The following is a 15,991-nucleotide window of genomic DNA, read 5'->3' on the forward strand; positions in this document are numbered from 1 at the left end:
CAGCGGTTGCGCGTACAACCTCCTGCTGCGCGGCGCGTTGTGAGCTCCCTGCAACCGGCGATTTGCGATTTGCGATTTGCGAATTGCGACGGGCGACGGGCGACGGGCGACAGGCGACAGGCGACAGGCGACAGGCGACAGGCGACAGGCGACAGGCGGACAGGCGGACAGGCGGACAAGCGGACAAGCGGACAGGCGGACAAGCGGACAAGCGGACAAGCGGACAAGCGGACAAGCGGACAAGCGGACAAGCGGACAGGCGGACAGGCGGACAGGCGGACAGGCGGACAGGCGACAGTCCGCCCCACGCCCTCCACCCGCCAATCCCGTAGCGATAACGTTCCGCGACGCGAAGCGTGGCGCCCCGGCCCTCGCCATCACCTCCACCGCGAGAACCACCGCACCGCGAACCTTGCGCCGCGCCGGACCGCCCGCTTCTATAATCGACGCCATCAGCCACCCCCTTCGCCGACGCCGGGATGACGACCTTGCTTGCCGCACCGCCCATGAGCCTGTCCGATACGTTGCGCTACCAGCCCGACAACGCCGATCTCGGCGCGATGCTCGCGCATTTCCGGCTGCTCGAGCCGGTGTTCGACGCGCTGCCCGACGTCGCGTTCTTCGTGAAGGATGCGAGCGGCCGCTATGCGCTCGTCAACCGGACGCTGGCGCTGCGCTGCGGCTACAAGGACAAGCGCGACCTGCTCGGCAAGACGACCGACGAGGTGTTTCCGCGCCGCTTCGGCCGCACCTATTTCGAGCAGGACATGGCGACGATCAATGCCGGCCTGCAGTTGATGGATCAGCTCGAGCTGCATCTGTATCCGGGCCGGCTGCCGGGCTGGTGCCTGACCTGCAAGGAGCCGCTGCGCGACGCGTCCGGCAAGGTGGTCGGCCTCGCGGGCATCTCGCGCGACCTGAAGGCGCACGAAGGTTCGCATCCGGCCTACAGCCGGCTCGCCGACGTGGTGCAGCACATCCAGGATCATTACGTGCAGCCGCTGAACCTGAAGCAGCTCGCGCAGATGGCCGGGATGTCGGTCGCGCAGCTCGAGCGTTACTTCCACAAGGTGTTTCACCTGACGCCGCGCCAGGTGCTGCTGAAGACGCGGCTCGAAGCCGCCACCGCGTTGCTGGTCACGCACGACAGGGTGACCGACGTGGCGGCGCTATGCGGTTATACGGATCACAGCGCGTTCACGCGCCAGTTCAAGGCGACCGTCGGCGTGACGCCGAGCGAATATCGGCTGATGCTGCAGGAACGCGCCGGTTGAAACGACGCGCGCGCCGGGGCGGCGGCGCGCAATGACGGGCGTGGGGCGGGTGGGGGAAGGGGAAGCTGACGGCTCAGCGGTAGCCAAGCCCTTTCAGGACGGCCGTGCCGTCCTCGGTCAACCGGAAGCTCGGCGCGGTATCGGGATCGAGCTTGACCATCTCGACGAGGCCAGCCTCCTGCAGCGCCGGCAATTCGGGTTTCGCGTTCGCGCCGATCGGCGCATGCAGCAGCACGAGCAGCGTCGCGATTTCGTGATGGCTGAGCAAGCGGCGCAGCATCGTCTTTTTCGCAGGTGGGGCGGCCGGGCGGCCGGCGGGTGCATCTACGGCGCTCATCGCTGTCCTCCTATTCGAGATGACCATCGGGTAACTGGTTGCGGATGGTGCCGTCGAAGACTTAAGCGATTATTAAAACTGCCGCCTTGCCGCGCATGCTGCGATGCCGCATCCGTTACTGGACGTAACGGCGGCCGTGTGCCGGCCGCCGGGCGCGCGCGTTCGGGCCTTGCCGGACGGGCGTCCGCCGCCGTATTGCTCACATAGATGAGTCCGCTCCGCCGAGCCGGGCCGTGGTATGCCGTGCCACAGCGGCACGCTGGCGATCATGCGATCCGGCGCCGAGCCGGAATCTCGCCGCTTCGCTATTTCCGGCGCTGGGCCTGCGCGGCCAGCCGCACGGCCGCATTGGCCGCGCCGTAGCCGTCGTAGCCGCCGCGCCGCTCGACGATCTCGAACGAGAAGCGGTTGTCGACCAGCTCGGTATACGCATGCAGGAATTCGCCGCCGTGCTCGTCGCGGTCGTACAGCAGATGGTGGGCGCTCAGCGTGTCGATCAGCGCGTCGGGCAGCGCGTAGCGCGCGGCGAGATCGTCGTAATAGTTGGGCGGAATCCGCAGGAACGGCACGCCGTCGGCCGCGAACGCGGCGATCGTCTTGACGATGTCGTCGGTCCGGAACGCGACGTGGTTCAGCCCCGTGCCGTGATAGCGGTCGAGCGATTCGGCCACGGCCGTATGACGGTCGAGCGACGCATTCAGCGCGATCCGCACCGAGCCGTCGGCGCTGCGCACCGCGCGGCTGCGCATCAGCCCGTACGGATCGGGCACCAGCCAGCTGCGCTCCGCTTCGAAGCCGAACGCGGTCTTGAAGAACAGGATCCACGTATCGAGCGCGTCGGCCGGCAGCGCGAGGCACACGTGGTCGATGCCCGTCAGCGGGCCGACCTCGGTCGGGCCGTCGATGTCGGTCAGCAGGAAGTCCGACTCGTAGAGCGTCGGCGCGTTCGGCGCCTCGTCGACGAAATACTCGAGGCTGCCGTCCGGCGCCTGCACGCTGGGCAGCACGCGCTCGTTCGGGCCGACGCGCCCGGAGAACGGCGCATAGCCGAATCCGGCCGCGCGTTCGAACGCCACTTTCGCATCGTCGACGCGAAACGCCGATGCGCACAGCGACAACCCGTGCTGCTGGAAGAACGCATCCGCGAACGAGTCGTGCTCGGCGTTCAGCACGATCGACGCCGCGCCGTGCTGGAACAGCGTGACGTCCTTCGAGCGGTGGCGGCCCGCGAGGCGGAACCGCATCCGGCTGAGCCAGTCGCCGACGGTCGCGGCCGCCTGCGCGTCGACCGCGAATTCGATGAACTGGAAGCCGACGTGCGCGGGCGGCGCCGGCGGCGCGAACAGCGGCTGGCCGGCGGCCGGCGCGTGCCCTTCCTGCGCGAGCCGCGTGCGCGTCAGGTCTTCCAGATAGAGCAGCGAACGGTGGCCGTCGGCGGCCGTGATCGCGGTCGGCGCGGCGCGAAAGCCGTCGTTGAAGATTTCGAGCGACAGCGGGCCCGTATAGCCGGACTCGATCACGCGCGCGGTGAAGCGGGCGAGGTCGAAGTCGCCCTGGCCGGGGAACGACCGGTAGTGGCGGCTCCATTCGAGCACGTCCATCGCGAGCTTCGGCGCATCGGCGATCTGCACGAAGGCGATCCGCTCGCCGGGGATGGCGGCGATCGCGTCCGGACAATCGTCGAGCGACAGCGTGTGGAAGCTGTCGAGCGCGAGGCCGAGGTGCGGGCTGTTCACCGCGTTCACGAGCTGCCACGCGTGGCCGTAGCGTTTCACGACGCGGCCCCAGGCGAGCGCCTCGTACGCGGCGACCACGCCGGCCGCGCGCGCGGCCTCGGCGAGCGCGCCGAGCTGGTCGATCAGCAGCGCGTCGTCCGCGATCGTGTCGGGCGACACGTTGCTGCATACCAGGATGCGGTCCGTGCCGAGCGCGTGCATCACGTCGAACTTGCGGCGGATGCGGTCGAGGTTGCGCGCGAGCTGCGCCGGGCTCACGCCCTCGAAGTCGCGAAAGGGCTGGAACAGCACGATGTCGAGCCCGAGATCGGCGGCCATGCGCCGCACGTCGGCGGGCGATCCATCGAAGTAGACGAGGTCGTTCTCGAAGATCTCGACACCGTCGAAGCCTGCGGCCTGGATGGCGGTGAGCTTCTCGGCAAGCGTGCCGGACAGTGACACGGTGGCGATCGAGCGCTGCATGGGCGAGTCCTGCGGAAGGGCGGGCATGGCGCCCGTCGCATCGAGCCGGATGAACCAGTCGTGGAATTTGCGACGAACACCATTTCCCGAATTTACTATGGGAGTTTCGGAAATTATACAAACTAACTAGTTGGTACAAATTAGCGAAAACCCGCAAAGACTTTGCGCTTGCGCAAGCGCACACTAGCGCCGAATCTTGACGTCAGAGGCGGGCCCCGATCAGCGGCCCGCCCGTTCCTGGAGCAAAACCGACATGAGCAAGCACAAGGTGCTGGTGCTGAACGGCCCGAACCTGAATCTGCTGGGCACCCGCGAGCCCCATATCTATGGCGCGGAAACCCTGGCCGACGTCGAGCAGCGGTGCCGCACCGCGGCCGACCGGCTCGGGCTGGAACTCGAGTTCCGTCAGTCCAACGCCGAACATCAGCTGATCGACTGGCTGCACGCCGCGCGTCACGACACGCACGGCATCGTCATCAACCCGGCGGGTTACACGCACACGTCGGTCGCGCTGGCCGATGCGCTGTCGGCGATCGCGAAGCCGGTGATCGAGGTACATATTTCCAACGTGCATCGCCGCGAGGCGTTCCGTCACCATTCGTACGTGTCGGCCGTCGCCGAAGCGGTGATCTGCGGCTGTGGCACCGAAGGCTACCTGTTCGCGCTGCAGCGCCTGGCGACCCTTTTTGCGCAGGGAGCCGCCCGATGAGCCGCCCGTCGTTTCTGATCGGTCTGATCGGCCAGGGCATCGGCGGTTCGCTGTCGCCCGCGATGCACGAGGAAGAAGGCTTCCGCCAGGGATACGGCTATGTATACAGGCGCATCGATCTCGACGCGCTCGGCGTGAATGCCGACGCGCTGCCGCAACTGCTCGATGCCGCGCAGCAGATGGGCTACAACGGGCTGAACATCACGCACCCGTGCAAGCAGCGCGTGATCGAGCATCTGGATGCGTTGTCGGACGACGCGCGCGCCCTCGGCGCGGTGAACACCGTGCTGTTCAAGGACGGCAAGCGGATCGGCCACAACACCGACTGGTCGGGCTTTGCGCGATCGTTCCGGCGCGGGCTGCCGGACGCGTCGCTCGCACGCGTCGTGCAGCTGGGCGCGGGCGGTGCGGGTGCGGCCGTCGCGCATGCGGCGCTGCAGATGGGCGCCGCCGAACTGACGATCTTCGACGTCGACGGCGCGCGTGCCATCGCGCTCGCGGGCGAGCTGCAGCAGCGCTTCCCGGCCGCGCGGGTCGCGGCCGGCGACGATCTCGCGGCCGCGATGCGCGCCGCGACGGGCCTGATCCACGCGACGCCCACCGGGATGGCCAAGCATCCGGGCCTGCCGCTGCCGGCCGAACTGCTCCACGCGGGCATGTGGGTGGCAGACATCGTCTATTTCCCGCTCGAAACCGAGCTGATCCGCGCGGCGCGGGCGGCCGGCTGCGCGACGCTGCCGGGCGGCGGGATGGCCGTGTACCAGGCCGTCGACGCGTTCGAGCTGTTCACCGGCCGCACGCCCGACGACGAGCGGATGTTCGAGCACTTTCAGTCGCTCGTCGCGCGCTGACCCTTCGACTTAGCAGCACGAAAAAAGAAACCAGGAGACAACCATGCAGCACAGCACCCACACGAGCGCGTCGTCCGCGCAGGCGGCCGGTACGGTCCGGCGGACGTCGGCGCGCTACAAGATCCTCGCGCTGCTCGCGATCGGCACGATGATCAACTATCTCGACCGCACCGTGCTCGGGGTCGCCGCGCCGCAGTTGACGAAGGAGCTCGGCATCAACGCGGCCGTCATGGGCATCATGTTCTCCGCGTTCTCGTGGACCTACGTCGCGATGCAGGTGCCGGGCGGCCTGTTTCTCGACCGCTTCGGCAGCAAGATCACCTATTACTGGTCGATGACGCTGTGGTCGTTCTGCACGCTGCTGCAGGGCTTCGTGCCGGGCGTCGCGACGCTGCTCGCGTGCCGGCTCGGCCTCGGCGTGACCGAAGCGCCGTGTTTTCCGACCAATAGCCGCGTTGTCGCGACCTGGTTCCCGCAGAGCGAGCGCGCGATGGCGACCGGCACCTATACGGTCGGCGAATACATCGGCCTCGCGTTCTTCAGCCCCGTGCTGTTCGCGCTGATGGGCGCGTTCGGCTGGCGCTCGCTGTTCTGGGTGGTCGGCGCGGTCGGGATCGTGTTCGGGCTGGTCTGGTGGAAGCTCTATCACGAGCCGCGCAACCATCCGGGCGCGAATTCCGAGGAACTCTCGTACATCGAGGCGGGCGGCGGCCTCGTGCACGGCGTCCGCAAGGACGGCGGCAAGCCGGCGCAGACGCGGTTCAGCTGGGCGATGGCCGGCCGGCTGCTGAAGAAGCGCCAGCTCGCGGGCATCTGCCTCGGCCAGTTCGCCGGCAACTCGACGCTCGTGTTCTTCCTCACCTGGTTCCCGACCTATCTGGCGACCGAACGCCACATGGGCTGGCTGAAGATCGGTTTCTTCGCGGTGATGCCGTTCATCGCGGCGTCGGTCGGCGTGATGTTCGGCGGCATCTTCTCCGACTGGCTGCTGCGCCGCGGCAAGTCGGCGAACCTCGCGCGCAAGCTGCCGATCATCGCCGGCCTGCTGCTCGCCTCGACGATCATTCTCGCGAACTACGTGAAGAGCAACGAAGCGGTGATCGCGATCATGTCGGTGGCGTTCTTCGCGCAGGGCATGGCGGCGCTCGGCTGGACGCTCGTGTCCGACATCGCCCCGGACGGCCTGCTCGGCGTGACGGGCGGCATCTTCAATTTCGCGGCGAACCTGGCCGGGATCGTCACGCCGCTCGTGGTCGGCTTCATCGTCGCATCGACCGGTTCGTTCGTCGGCGCGCTGGTGTTCATCGGCGTGATCGCGCTGATCGGCGCGCTGTCGTACATCTTCGTCGTCGGCGACATCAAGCGGATCGAACTGTAAGCATCGGCTCCACGCACCCACGGTGCATTCGCCCGGCGGTCCCTTCGGCCGCCGGGTTTTTTATTTGGCGCGCCATCGGTGCGCCCGCGCTACGCGCGCTGCATCGCGATGCCGAGCGACTCGACGGCGCGCGCGATCGCCGCGACCGCCCGGCGCATGTCGCCGGCGTCGATCGCGCCGATGCAGCCGACGCGAAACGTGTCCACCTGCGTCAGCTTGCCCGGATACAGCACGAAGCCTGCGTCACGCACCGCGTCGTAGAAGCGGCCGAAATCGTAGGCGGGATGGTCGGGCGCATGGAACGTGACGATCACGGGCGCCTGCACGCTCGGATCGAGAAACGGCCGGAAGCCGAGCGTGCGCATCGCCTCGACCAGCGCGCGGCAGTTTTCCGCATAGCGCGCGCCGCGCGCCGGCTGGCCGCCTTCGGCCAGATACTGATCGAGCGCGGCGCGCAACGCGGCGACGACGTGGGTCGGCGGCGTGAAGCGCCACTGGCCCGTCTGGTGCAGGTAGCGGTACTGGTCGTGCAGATCGAGCACGAGCGACCGCGCATTGCCCGCGCACGCGTCGAGCGCGTCGCGCCGCACGATCGCGAAGCCCATCCCCGGCACGCCTTCCAGACATTTGCCGCTCGCCGAGATCAACGCGTCGATCCCGCTGTCGGCGAGCGCGATCGGCAGCGCGCCGAACGAACTCATCGCATCGACGATCAGCCGCTTGCCGTGCCGCCGGCACAGATGCGCGATCGCGTCGAGCGGATTCAGGATGCCGGCGCTCGTTTCCAGATGCACCAGCGCGACATGCGTGATGCGCGGCTCGCGCGCGAACGCCGCTTCGACCGCCGCCGCGTCGACGGTCGCATCCTCGCCGAACGGCAGCGCGATCGCGTCGATGCCGAGCCGGCCGAGGATCGTCAGGATGCGCGCGCAATACGCGCCGTTGTGCGGCACCAGCACGACGCCGTCGCGCGGCACCAGCGTGCCGAGCGCGGCTTCGACCGCGAACGTGCCGCTGCCTTGCAGCGGCACGCACGCGTACGCGTCACCGCCGCCCGCGATCGCCACCAAGTCTGCGCAGACGCTGGCCGTCAGCCGGTTGAAGGCGGCGTCCCACGAGCCCCAGTCGTGTTGCATCGCGTGGCGTGTCGTGGCGGACGTGGTGAGCGGGCCGGGCGTGAGCAGGATCGGATCGGACATGGTGGGTTCTCGGCAAGGATCGGACGAAATGCCTGGATGGCAGGTCCGGGCGAATTGCAAGATATTGGCAAAATATGTCATTTTGTGGAATTCAGGGCGGTCGTCACGGGGTTGTCATCGAACGCTGTGATGCTTCGCTTGCCGCGCCATCCCACGCAGCGCGGCAGCGACGCAGGCCGGCTGTCGGGCGGCGTCGACTAAAAGGAGCCGGATCGTCCCCCGGCCGTTTGGTGTTCCGCCTACGGAGAAGTGAGATGACACTGCAGAATTCCTCGCGCGCCGCTGCCGGCGCGTTCCGCAAGCTCGCACTGGCCGCGTGCGCGGCCGGGCTGCTGCAAGGCGCGGCGCTGCCCGCGCATGCGGCGAACGCGGTTGTGCTGTATACGGCGGACGGTCTCGAGAACCTCTATCGCGACGTACTGCCGGCGTTCGAGAAGAAGGAAGGCGTGCGGGTCAACATCGTGACGGCGGGCAGCGGCGAGGTCGTCAACCGCGCGAACATCGAGAAGAACTCGCCGAAGGCGGACGTGATCGTCACGTTGCCGCCGTTCATCCAGCAGGCCGGCCAGATGGGCCTGCTGCAGCCGTACCAGAGCGTCAACTACAAGAACGTGCCGGCGATCGCGAAGGCGGAGGACGGCACGTGGGCGACGTTCGTGAACAACTACTTCTCGTTCGCGATCAACCCCGACGTCGTGAAGAATCAGCCGAAGACGTTCGCCGATCTGCTGTCGCCGAGCTATGCCGGCAAGGTCGCATACTCGAACCCGGCGACCGCCGGCGACGGGATGGCCGTGCTGATCCTGACGACGTCGCTGATGGGCGAGGACAAGGCGTTCGACTATCTCGCGAAGCTGTCGCAGAGCGTGAAGTTCCACACCAAGGGCACGGGCTATCTGAACGTGCTGCTGTCGCGCAACGAGATCAGCGTCGCGAACGGCGACCTGCAGATGGACCTCGACGATGCCGAGCACGGCGCGCTGTCGGTCAAGCCGATCTTCCTGGCCGCCAAGGAAGGCGACCAGCCGACCACGTTCCAGCTGCCGTACGGCATCGGCCTGATCAAGAGCGGCCCGAACCAGGACGCGGGCAAGAAGCTGATCGATTACCTGATGTCGACCGACGTGCAAGCGAAGGTGCCGGACATGTACGGCATCCCCGGCCGTACCGACGTGCCGCTGGCCGGCAAGAACGGCGACGCGGTCAGGAAGGCGATCGCGGGCGTCAAGCTGATCCCGGTCGACTGGAACCAGGTGATGGCGAAGAAGCCGGTGTGGATCGAGCGCTGGAAGAAGGACGTGATCGGCAGCTCCGGCAAGCCGGTCGACGTCGTCAAGCCGAAGTGATGCACGCACGCCGCCCGTATTCGTGACCGAGAGGATGAACCCGGTGGACACCACCCTGACCCATCCCGGCGCGTTCGGCGCCGCCGAGCCGCGTGCGACGCTGCGCGCCGGCGCGCCGGGCGGCGTGCTGATCGAGCATCTGAGCGTGCGCTACGGCGCGCGCACGGTGCTGGAAGATCTGTCGCTGTCGATCGGCGCCGGAGAATTCCTGACCGTGCTGGGCAAGAGCGGCTGCGGCAAGACCACGCTGCTGCGCTTCATCGCCGGGTTCGTGAAGGCCGACGGGCTGACCGGCACGCTGAGCGTCGCCGGGCGCGACCTGACCCATGCGCCGCCGCACAAGCGCAATCTCGGTCTGTTGTTCCAGAATTACGCACTGTTCCCGCACCTGTCGGTGTTCGAGAACGTCGCATTCGGGCTGCGCGCGCGCCGCATGGCGTCGTCGGAGGTGACGCGCCGCGTCGCCGACGCGCTCAAGCTCGTGCAGCTCGGCGACGCCGGGCATCACCTGCCCGCGCAGCTGTCGGGCGGGATGCAGCAGCGCGTCGCGCTCGCCCGCGCGCTCGTGATCGAGCCCGACGTGCTGCTGCTCGACGAGCCGCTGTCGGCGCTCGACGCGAACCTGCGGGCCTCGGTGCGCAGCGAGCTCAAGGCGCTGCACGAGCGCTTGCCGAACCTGACGGTCGTCTGCGTGACGCACGACCGCGACGACGCGCTCGTGCTGTCCGACCGTGCGCTGCTGCTGCGCGACGGCCGGATCGCGCAGCTCGGCACGCCGCAGCAGTTGTACGACGCGCCGCGCGACGGCTATGTCGCGCGCTATCTCGGGCCGGCCAACCTGTTGCCGCCGCACGTGATCTTCCCGCTCGGCGACCCGCGCCACGACGTGCGCGACAAGGTCGCATGCGTGCGCCCCGAGCGGCTGACCGTGATGCCGCTCGCGGCGGGCGGGTTGCACGGCACGGTGTCGTCGGTCGAATGGCAGGGCGCGGACCTGTCGATCGCGGTCGTGCTCGACGCGGCGCCCGACGAACCCGTGCGCGTGACGATGCAGCGCGGCCGCGGCGCGGCCCCGGCGCGTGGCGCGCGCGTGTCCCTGCATTGCGAGGCAGACGATGTCGTCCTTATCGAGCCCTGAAGCCGCGCTGCCGCCGCAGGTGCGCGCGTCGGCCGCCGCGCATGCGGCCGTTGCGCGGCGCCGCAAGCGCCTGGGCGACCTGCACCTCGTCGCGCTCGCGACCGTCGTGCTCGGCCCGCTCGTCGTCTATCCGCTGGCGCGCCTCGTGCTGCTGAGCGTCTCCGGCGATCACGGCCCGAGCCTTGCCGCGTATCGCGCCTTCTTCGGCAATCCCGAGATGCGCAACGTGCTGCTGACGACCGTCGGCGTGCTGTTCGCGAGCGCCGGCACCGCGTCGGTGCTCGGCGTGCTGCTGGCCGCGCTGTTGTTCTTCAGGCCATTTCCGGGCGCGTCGCTCGTCACGCGCTTCCTCGAACTGTACGTCGCGTTCCCGTCGTTCCTCGTCGCGTTCACGCTGATCTTCCTGTACGGCTCGCAAGGCTCGATCGGCGTCGCGTTGCAGCAGCTGTTCCATCTCGAGCAACCGCCGCTCGATTTTCTGTTCGGCATCGGCGGCGTGATCCTCGCGCAGACCGTGTTCTACACGCCGTTCGTCGTGCGGCCGACGCTCGCGTCGTTCGCGACGCTCGACCTGCGGCTCGTCGAAGCCGCGCGCAGCCTCGGCGCGTCCGGCGCGATGCTCGCGCGCCGGGTCGTGCTGCCGATCGCATGGCCGGGCATCGCGGCCGGCACCGTGCTGTGCTTCCTGCTCACGCTGAACGAGTTCGGGATTCTGCTCGTGCTCGGCAGCGCGCGCCTGGTGACGCTGCCGGTCGCCATCTACAGCAGCGCGACCGTCGATCTCGATGTGCCGACCGCGTCGGCCGGCGCGGTCGTGATGCTCGCGCTGTCGCTCGCGCTCTATGCGGTTTATCGCCGGGTGAACCGGCGTGCGACGGGAGGAAACGATGTCCGCTGAATTCCGTATCGGGCAAGCGGTGCCGCGCCGTCGGGCCGACTGGAGCGACACGCTGCTCAAGCATGCATCGCGCGCGGCGCTCGCGCTGGCCGCGTTCGCGTGCTTCTGGCTGTTCGTGCTGCCGGTCGTCGTCGTCGCGCTGTCGAGCGTGGCGACGCGGTGGTCGGGCACGATCCTGCCGGCCGGCTACAGCCTGCGCTGGTTCGAACGGCTCGGCGCGCCGGAATACGACGCGTTGCTGACGAGCCTCGAAATCGGCTTCGGCGTGGCCGCACTCGGCACGATCGTCGGCCTATGGCTCGCGTTCGCGCTCGAAGGGCGCGACCGACGCGGCGTCGGCGCCGTCGTCGACGCGCTCGTGATGGTGCCGAACGGCGTGCCGAGCGTCGTGCTCGGGCTCGCGGTGCTGATCGCGTATCACCAGAAGCCGCTCGACCTGTCGAGCTCCGCCGCGATCGTCGTGCTGGTGCAGCTCGCGCTGATCCTGCCGTTCTGCTATCGCTGCGCGGCGGCCGCGCTGCGCCCCGAGTTGACCGTGCTGCGCGAAGCCGCGGCGAGCCTCGGCGCGCCGCCCGCGATGGTGCTGCGCCGCGTGCTGCTGCCGCAGCTCGTGCCGGCGCTGCGCGCGAGTCTCGCGCTCGGCTTCGCGCTGTCGCTCGGCGAGCTCGGCGCGACGCTGACCGTCTATCCGCCCGGTTTCGCGACCGTGCCGATCGTCGTGATCGGCCAGGTCGAGCGCGGTTATTACCTTCCCGCATCGGCGCTGTCGCTGCTGATGCTCGGCGCGTCGCTCGCGGCGCTGCTGCTGATCGCCGCGCGCGTGCCGCGCGGCACGAGGGCTGCATCATGAACGCCGCATTCTCCTTGCGACTGCCCGGTGAGCACGTGCGTGCCGGCAACCTTTCGGCCGATCTCGCGGCGCGCTGCGTCGACGTGAACGGCCGGCGCTATCGGCTGCCGGTCGAGCCGACGGTCGTCGTCTGCGTCGACGGCTGCGAGTACGACTATCTCGAGCGCGCGGTGGCGGCCGGCGTCGCGCCGTTCCTCGGCCGCATGATCGCGGAGGGCACCGCGTGGCGCGCCGACAGCGTCGTGCCGACCTTCACGAACCCGAACAACCTGTCGATCGTTTGCGGCGTGCCGCCGTCGGTGCACGGCATCTGCGGCAACTACTTCTGGGACGCGACCGCCGACGGCGGCCGCGGCGCCGAAGTGATGATGAACGATCCGTCCTACCTGCGCGCCGGCACGCTGCTCGCGGCGGCGTCCGACGCCGGCGCGCGCGTGGCCGTGGTCACCGCGAAGGACAAGCTGCGCCGGCTGCTCGGCTGGCGGATGAACGGCATCTGCTTTTCCGCCGAGAAGGCCGCCCAGGCCAATCTCGCGGAAAACGGCATCGTCGACGTGCTCGACTGGGTCGGCCTGCCGTCGCCCGACGTATACAGCGCGGCGCTGTCCGAATTCGTGTTCGCGGCCGGCGTGCGGCTGGCGCAGACGCGGCAGATCGATCTGATGTACCTGTCGACCACCGACTACGTGCAGCACAAGTGCGAGCCCGGCAGCGCGGGCGCGAACGCGTTCTACGCGATGATGGACCGCTATCTCGCGCAACTCGACGCGCTCGGCTGGGCGATCGGGCTCACGGCCGACCACGGGATGAACGCGAAGCACGATCCGGCCACCGGCCGTCCGAACGTGGTCTATCTGCAGGACGCGTTCGACCGCTGGTTCGGCGCGCAGTCCGCGCGCGTGATTCTGCCGATCACCGACCCATACGTCGTGCATCACGGCGCGCTCGGCTCGTTCGCGACGGTCTACCTCGCGCCGGGTGTCGACCGGACCGACGCGATGTGGCGCATCGGCGACCTCGACGGCATCGAGCTCGTGCTCGACAACGCGGAAGCCGCTGCGCGCTTCGAGCTGCCGGCCGACCGGATCGGCGATCTCGTGGTGGTCGCGCGCCGCGACACGGCCGTCGGCACGCGCGAGCGCGAGCACGACCTGTCCGGCCTGACCGTGCCGCTGCGCTCGCATGGCGGCGTGTCCGAGCAGGAAGTGCCGCTGATCTTCAACCGCCGGATCGAGCCGCGCGACCCGGCGCGCCGTCCGCGCAACTTCGACGTCTTCGATTTCGTGCTGAACCGGATCGCGTCATGATCGTTCATCCGCGCCAGGATCATCCGGCGTTCCGCGCCGAGGCGCTGCGCTGGTGCGGCACGCGTGCCTCGCGCGCCCGCGTGTTCGACATCGACGATCCGTACACCGGCGCGCGCGTCGGGACCGCGCCGCTGGCGAGCGTCGACGACGTGCGCGCCGCGTTCGACTACGCGATCGCGTACCGGCCCGCGCTCACGCGCTACGAGCGCTCGCAGATCCTCGAGCGTACGGCGGCGCTGCTGCGCACGCGCTGCGAGGAGGCATCCGACCTCATCACGCTCGAGTCCGGGTTGTCGAAGCAGGACTCCCGCTACGAGATCGGCCGCGTCGCCGACGTGCTGAAGTTCGCGTCCGTCGAGGCGCTGCGCGACGACGCGCAGAGCTTCTCGTGCGATCTGACGCCGCACGGCAAGGCGCGTCGCGTGTTCTCGCAGCGGCAGCCGCTCGACGGCGTGATCGTCGCGATCACGCCGTTCAATCACCCGATGAACCAGGTCGCGCACAAGATCGCGCCGGCGATCGCCACCAACAACCGCGTGATCGTGAAGCCGTCGGAGAAGGTGCCGCTGTCGGCGTTCTATCTGGCCGATCTGCTTTACGAAGCCGGCTTGCCGGAGCCGATGCTGCAGGTGCTGACCGGCGACCCGCGCGAAATCGCCGATGAGCTCGTCACGCATCCGCACGCAGCGCTGATCACGTTCACGGGCGGCGTGTCGATCGGCAAGGCGATCGCGGCCCGGGCCGGCTACCGGCGGATCGTGCTGGAGCTGGGCGGGAACGATCCGCTGATCGTGCTCGACGATGCGGATCTCGAGCGCGCCGCATCGCTGGCCGTGGTGGGTTCTTACCGGAACTCCGGGCAGCGCTGCACGGCGGTCAAGCGGATCCTGGTGCAGCGCTCGATAGCGCCGGCGTTCACCGAGCTGCTCGTCGAAAAGACGCGCGCGTGGAAGTACGGCGATCCGTTCGACGTCGCGAACGAGATGGGAACGGTGATCGACGCCGCGGCGGCGCGGCTGTTCGAGGCGCGTGTCGAAGAAGCCGTCGCGCACGGCGCGCGGCTGTTGACGGGCAACGTGCGGCGCGGTGCGCTGTATGCGCCGACCGTGCTCGACGACGTCGATCCGTCGATGACGATCGTGCGTGAGGAGACGTTCGGTCCCGTGTCGCCGGTGATCGCGTTCGACACGATCGACGACGCGATCCGCATCAGCAACGGCACGGCGTTCGGGTTGTCGTCGGGCGTGTGTACGGACAGCACGGCGGCGGTCGTGCGGTTCGTGAACGAACTGAAGGTGGGCACGGTGAACGTGTGGGAGGTGCCCGGCTACCGGATCGAGCTGTCGCCGTTCGGCGGCATCAAGGATTCGGGGCTCGGCTACAAGGAAGGCGTTCAGGAGGCGATGAAGAGCTTCACGAACCTGAAGACGTTCTCGCTGCCGTGGGAGTAGGCGGATGGCACTGACCGTGGACGAGATCGACGGGCTGTATCGCGCGCACGGCCATGTCGCGTACAGCGGCGAACCGGTGACGCAGCTGGAGCATGCGCTGCAGTGCGGCTTGCTGGCGGAGGAGGCCGGCGCGGACGACGCGCTGATCGCGGCGGCGTTCCTCCACGACCTCGGGCATCTGCTGAACCGGCAGGGCGACACGCCGAGCGCACGCGGCATCGACGATCTGCACCAGTATTACGTGCTGCCGTTCCTGCGGCCGCTGTTCGGCGACGCGGTGCTGGAGCCGATCCGGCTGCACGTCGACGCAAAGCGCTGCCTGTGCCGTACGGAAGCGGGCTACGTCGACGGCCTGTCGGCGGATTCGGTGCGCAGCCTCGCGCTGCAGGGCGGCATCTTCGATGACGACGAGGCGGCGGCATTCCTGCGGCGCCCGTTCGCCGCGGATGCGCTGCGCCTGCGCCGCTGGGACGATAGGGCCAAGGAGCAGGGCAAGGTCACGCCGGGCCTCGATCACTATATGGAAATCGTGGCCCGCCAGGCGCGGACGGGCTGACTGCTCGACTGTTTGTATATAAAGCCCCGCACGCGGCAGCGTGCGGGGCTTTATATATTTCACGAAACCCCTTGCGCGATTGCCGTGAGCTGCATAGAATCACGCCTCTTTCGCGCTACCGGAAACGCGGCGCGGAAGGAAGAAGGGAAGCGGTGCGGTTGGGTGGATGTGGTGACCCAGGTGCACACGAAGCTGAACCCCTCACCGTCACAACGAAGCAGTTCAAAAAGTTGTTGACGAGTGAAGAAAGACGGTTCATAATCTCGCTTCTCTGCTGCTGAAAACGCAGCGCTGCTGAGAAACGCGAAGTTTCTCGCAGAAATGCTCTTTAAAAATTAACAGCCGATAAGTGTGGGCGCTTGATGGAAGCGGGCTGATCTTCGGATCAGAAAGCGAAAGTATCAAGAGTCTCACACTAAAGTAAGTCAGGTTTATGAAGAGATTCATATACCTGTCAGCTTTGAGTGAGCGACCGGTTCTTAACGGAACCGAAAACAGT

15 protein-coding genes are annotated in these 15,991 nt (G+C 68.2%); 11 read left to right on the plus strand and 4 right to left on the minus strand.

All coding sequences use genetic code 11. The annotated features are described in order from the left end of the window. The first annotated feature begins 479 nt into the window (after nt 1-479). Complete coding sequence (locus C3Y15_RS29275) at nt 480-1,274, plus strand: AraC family transcriptional regulator (RefSeq protein WP_045577671.1); 795 nt, start codon at nt 480-482, stop codon at nt 1,272-1,274. Between the two features lie 73 nt (nt 1,275-1,347). Here C3Y15_RS29275 and C3Y15_RS29280 read toward each other — a convergent pair whose 3' ends face one another. Together C3Y15_RS29280 and C3Y15_RS29285 are read right to left on the minus strand one after the other, a co-directional pair. Beyond that, a complete protein-coding gene (locus tag C3Y15_RS29280) occupies nt 1,348-1,611 on the minus strand; it encodes a hypothetical protein (protein ID WP_011880902.1) in 264 nt (87 codons plus the stop codon). A 305-nt stretch (nt 1,612-1,916) separates the two neighbouring features. Further along, the gene (locus C3Y15_RS29285; RefSeq protein ID WP_059991877.1) at nt 1,917-3,809 is read right to left on the minus strand and encodes a sugar phosphate isomerase/epimerase and 4-hydroxyphenylpyruvate domain-containing protein; all 1,893 of its coding nucleotides are present in this window, start codon (nt 3,807-3,809) and stop codon (nt 1,917-1,919) included. Nucleotides 3,810-4,062: 253 nt separating this feature from the next. Here C3Y15_RS29285 and aroQ point away from each other — a divergent pair, with 253 nt between their 5' ends. The 3 genes from aroQ to C3Y15_RS29300 are packed head-to-tail and all read left to right on the plus strand — an operon-like array spanning nt 4,063 to nt 6,747. After that, a complete protein-coding gene (gene aroQ, locus C3Y15_RS29290; protein WP_011880900.1) occupies nt 4,063-4,518 on the plus strand; it encodes a type II 3-dehydroquinate dehydratase in 456 nt (151 codons plus the stop codon). Further along, entirely contained in the window at nt 4,515-5,369 is an 855-nt protein-coding gene (locus C3Y15_RS29295; protein WP_014724070.1) for a shikimate dehydrogenase, read from the plus strand. The genes aroQ and C3Y15_RS29295 overlap by 4 nt, the downstream gene beginning before the upstream one ends. A gap of 43 nt (nt 5,370-5,412) precedes the next feature. Then, the gene (locus C3Y15_RS29300) at nt 5,413-6,747 is read left to right on the plus strand and encodes an MFS transporter (protein WP_011880898.1); all 1,335 of its coding nucleotides are present in this window, start codon (nt 5,413-5,415) and stop codon (nt 6,745-6,747) included. A gap of 89 nt (nt 6,748-6,836) precedes the next feature. Here C3Y15_RS29300 and C3Y15_RS29305 read toward each other — a convergent pair whose 3' ends face one another. Further along, nucleotides 6,837-7,946, minus strand: coding sequence for a 2-aminoethylphosphonate--pyruvate transaminase (locus C3Y15_RS29305; protein WP_069246414.1), 1,110 nt, complete (start codon nt 7,944-7,946; stop codon nt 6,837-6,839). 254 nt (nt 7,947-8,200) lie between these two features. Between C3Y15_RS29305 and phnS the strand changes: the two genes are divergently transcribed. The 7 genes from phnS to C3Y15_RS29340 are packed head-to-tail and all read left to right on the plus strand — an operon-like array spanning nt 8,201 to nt 15,492. Continuing rightward, the gene (gene phnS / locus C3Y15_RS29310; protein ID WP_011880896.1) at nt 8,201-9,292 is read left to right on the plus strand and encodes a 2-aminoethylphosphonate ABC transporter substrate-binding protein; all 1,092 of its coding nucleotides are present in this window, start codon (nt 8,201-8,203) and stop codon (nt 9,290-9,292) included. A 34-nt stretch (nt 9,293-9,326) separates the two neighbouring features. Beyond that, nucleotides 9,327-10,430: a 2-aminoethylphosphonate ABC transport system ATP-binding subunit PhnT gene (phnT, locus tag C3Y15_RS29315; RefSeq protein WP_059475493.1), complete on the plus strand. Its 1,104-nt coding sequence runs from the start codon at nt 9,327-9,329 to the stop codon at nt 10,428-10,430. Next, on the plus strand, nt 10,408-11,328 hold the full coding sequence (gene phnU / locus C3Y15_RS29320; RefSeq protein ID WP_059603018.1) for a 2-aminoethylphosphonate ABC transporter permease subunit: 921 nt from the start codon (nt 10,408-10,410) through the stop codon (nt 11,326-11,328). Before phnT ends, phnU begins: the two co-directional genes overlap by 23 nt. After that, the gene (phnV, locus tag C3Y15_RS29325; RefSeq protein ID WP_011880893.1) at nt 11,318-12,178 is read left to right on the plus strand and encodes a 2-aminoethylphosphonate ABC transport system, membrane component PhnV; all 861 of its coding nucleotides are present in this window, start codon (nt 11,318-11,320) and stop codon (nt 12,176-12,178) included. Before phnU ends, phnV begins: the two co-directional genes overlap by 11 nt. Further along, nucleotides 12,175-13,485: a phosphonoacetate hydrolase gene (gene phnA, locus C3Y15_RS29330; protein WP_060082406.1), complete on the plus strand. Its 1,311-nt coding sequence runs from the start codon at nt 12,175-12,177 to the stop codon at nt 13,483-13,485. Before phnV ends, phnA begins: the two co-directional genes overlap by 4 nt. Beyond that, a complete protein-coding gene (phnY, locus tag C3Y15_RS29335) occupies nt 13,482-14,936 on the plus strand; it encodes a phosphonoacetaldehyde dehydrogenase (RefSeq protein ID WP_045577677.1) in 1,455 nt (484 codons plus the stop codon). The genes phnA and phnY overlap by 4 nt, the downstream gene beginning before the upstream one ends. A 4-nt stretch (nt 14,937-14,940) precedes the next feature. Then, entirely contained in the window at nt 14,941-15,492 is a 552-nt protein-coding gene (locus C3Y15_RS29340) for a phosphonate degradation HD-domain oxygenase (protein WP_034193339.1), read from the plus strand. Between the two features lie 255 nt (nt 15,493-15,747). Here the strand turns inward: C3Y15_RS29340 and C3Y15_RS32035 are convergent. Beyond that, the coding region (locus tag C3Y15_RS32035; protein ID WP_208328108.1) for a hypothetical protein at nt 15,748-15,991 on the minus strand (244 nt) is incomplete at its 5' end.

Origin of the sequence: Burkholderia sp. B10 (assembly GCF_004368385.1) — a bacterium.
Lineage (GTDB): Bacteria > Pseudomonadota > Gammaproteobacteria > Burkholderiales > Burkholderiaceae > Burkholderia > Burkholderia vietnamiensis.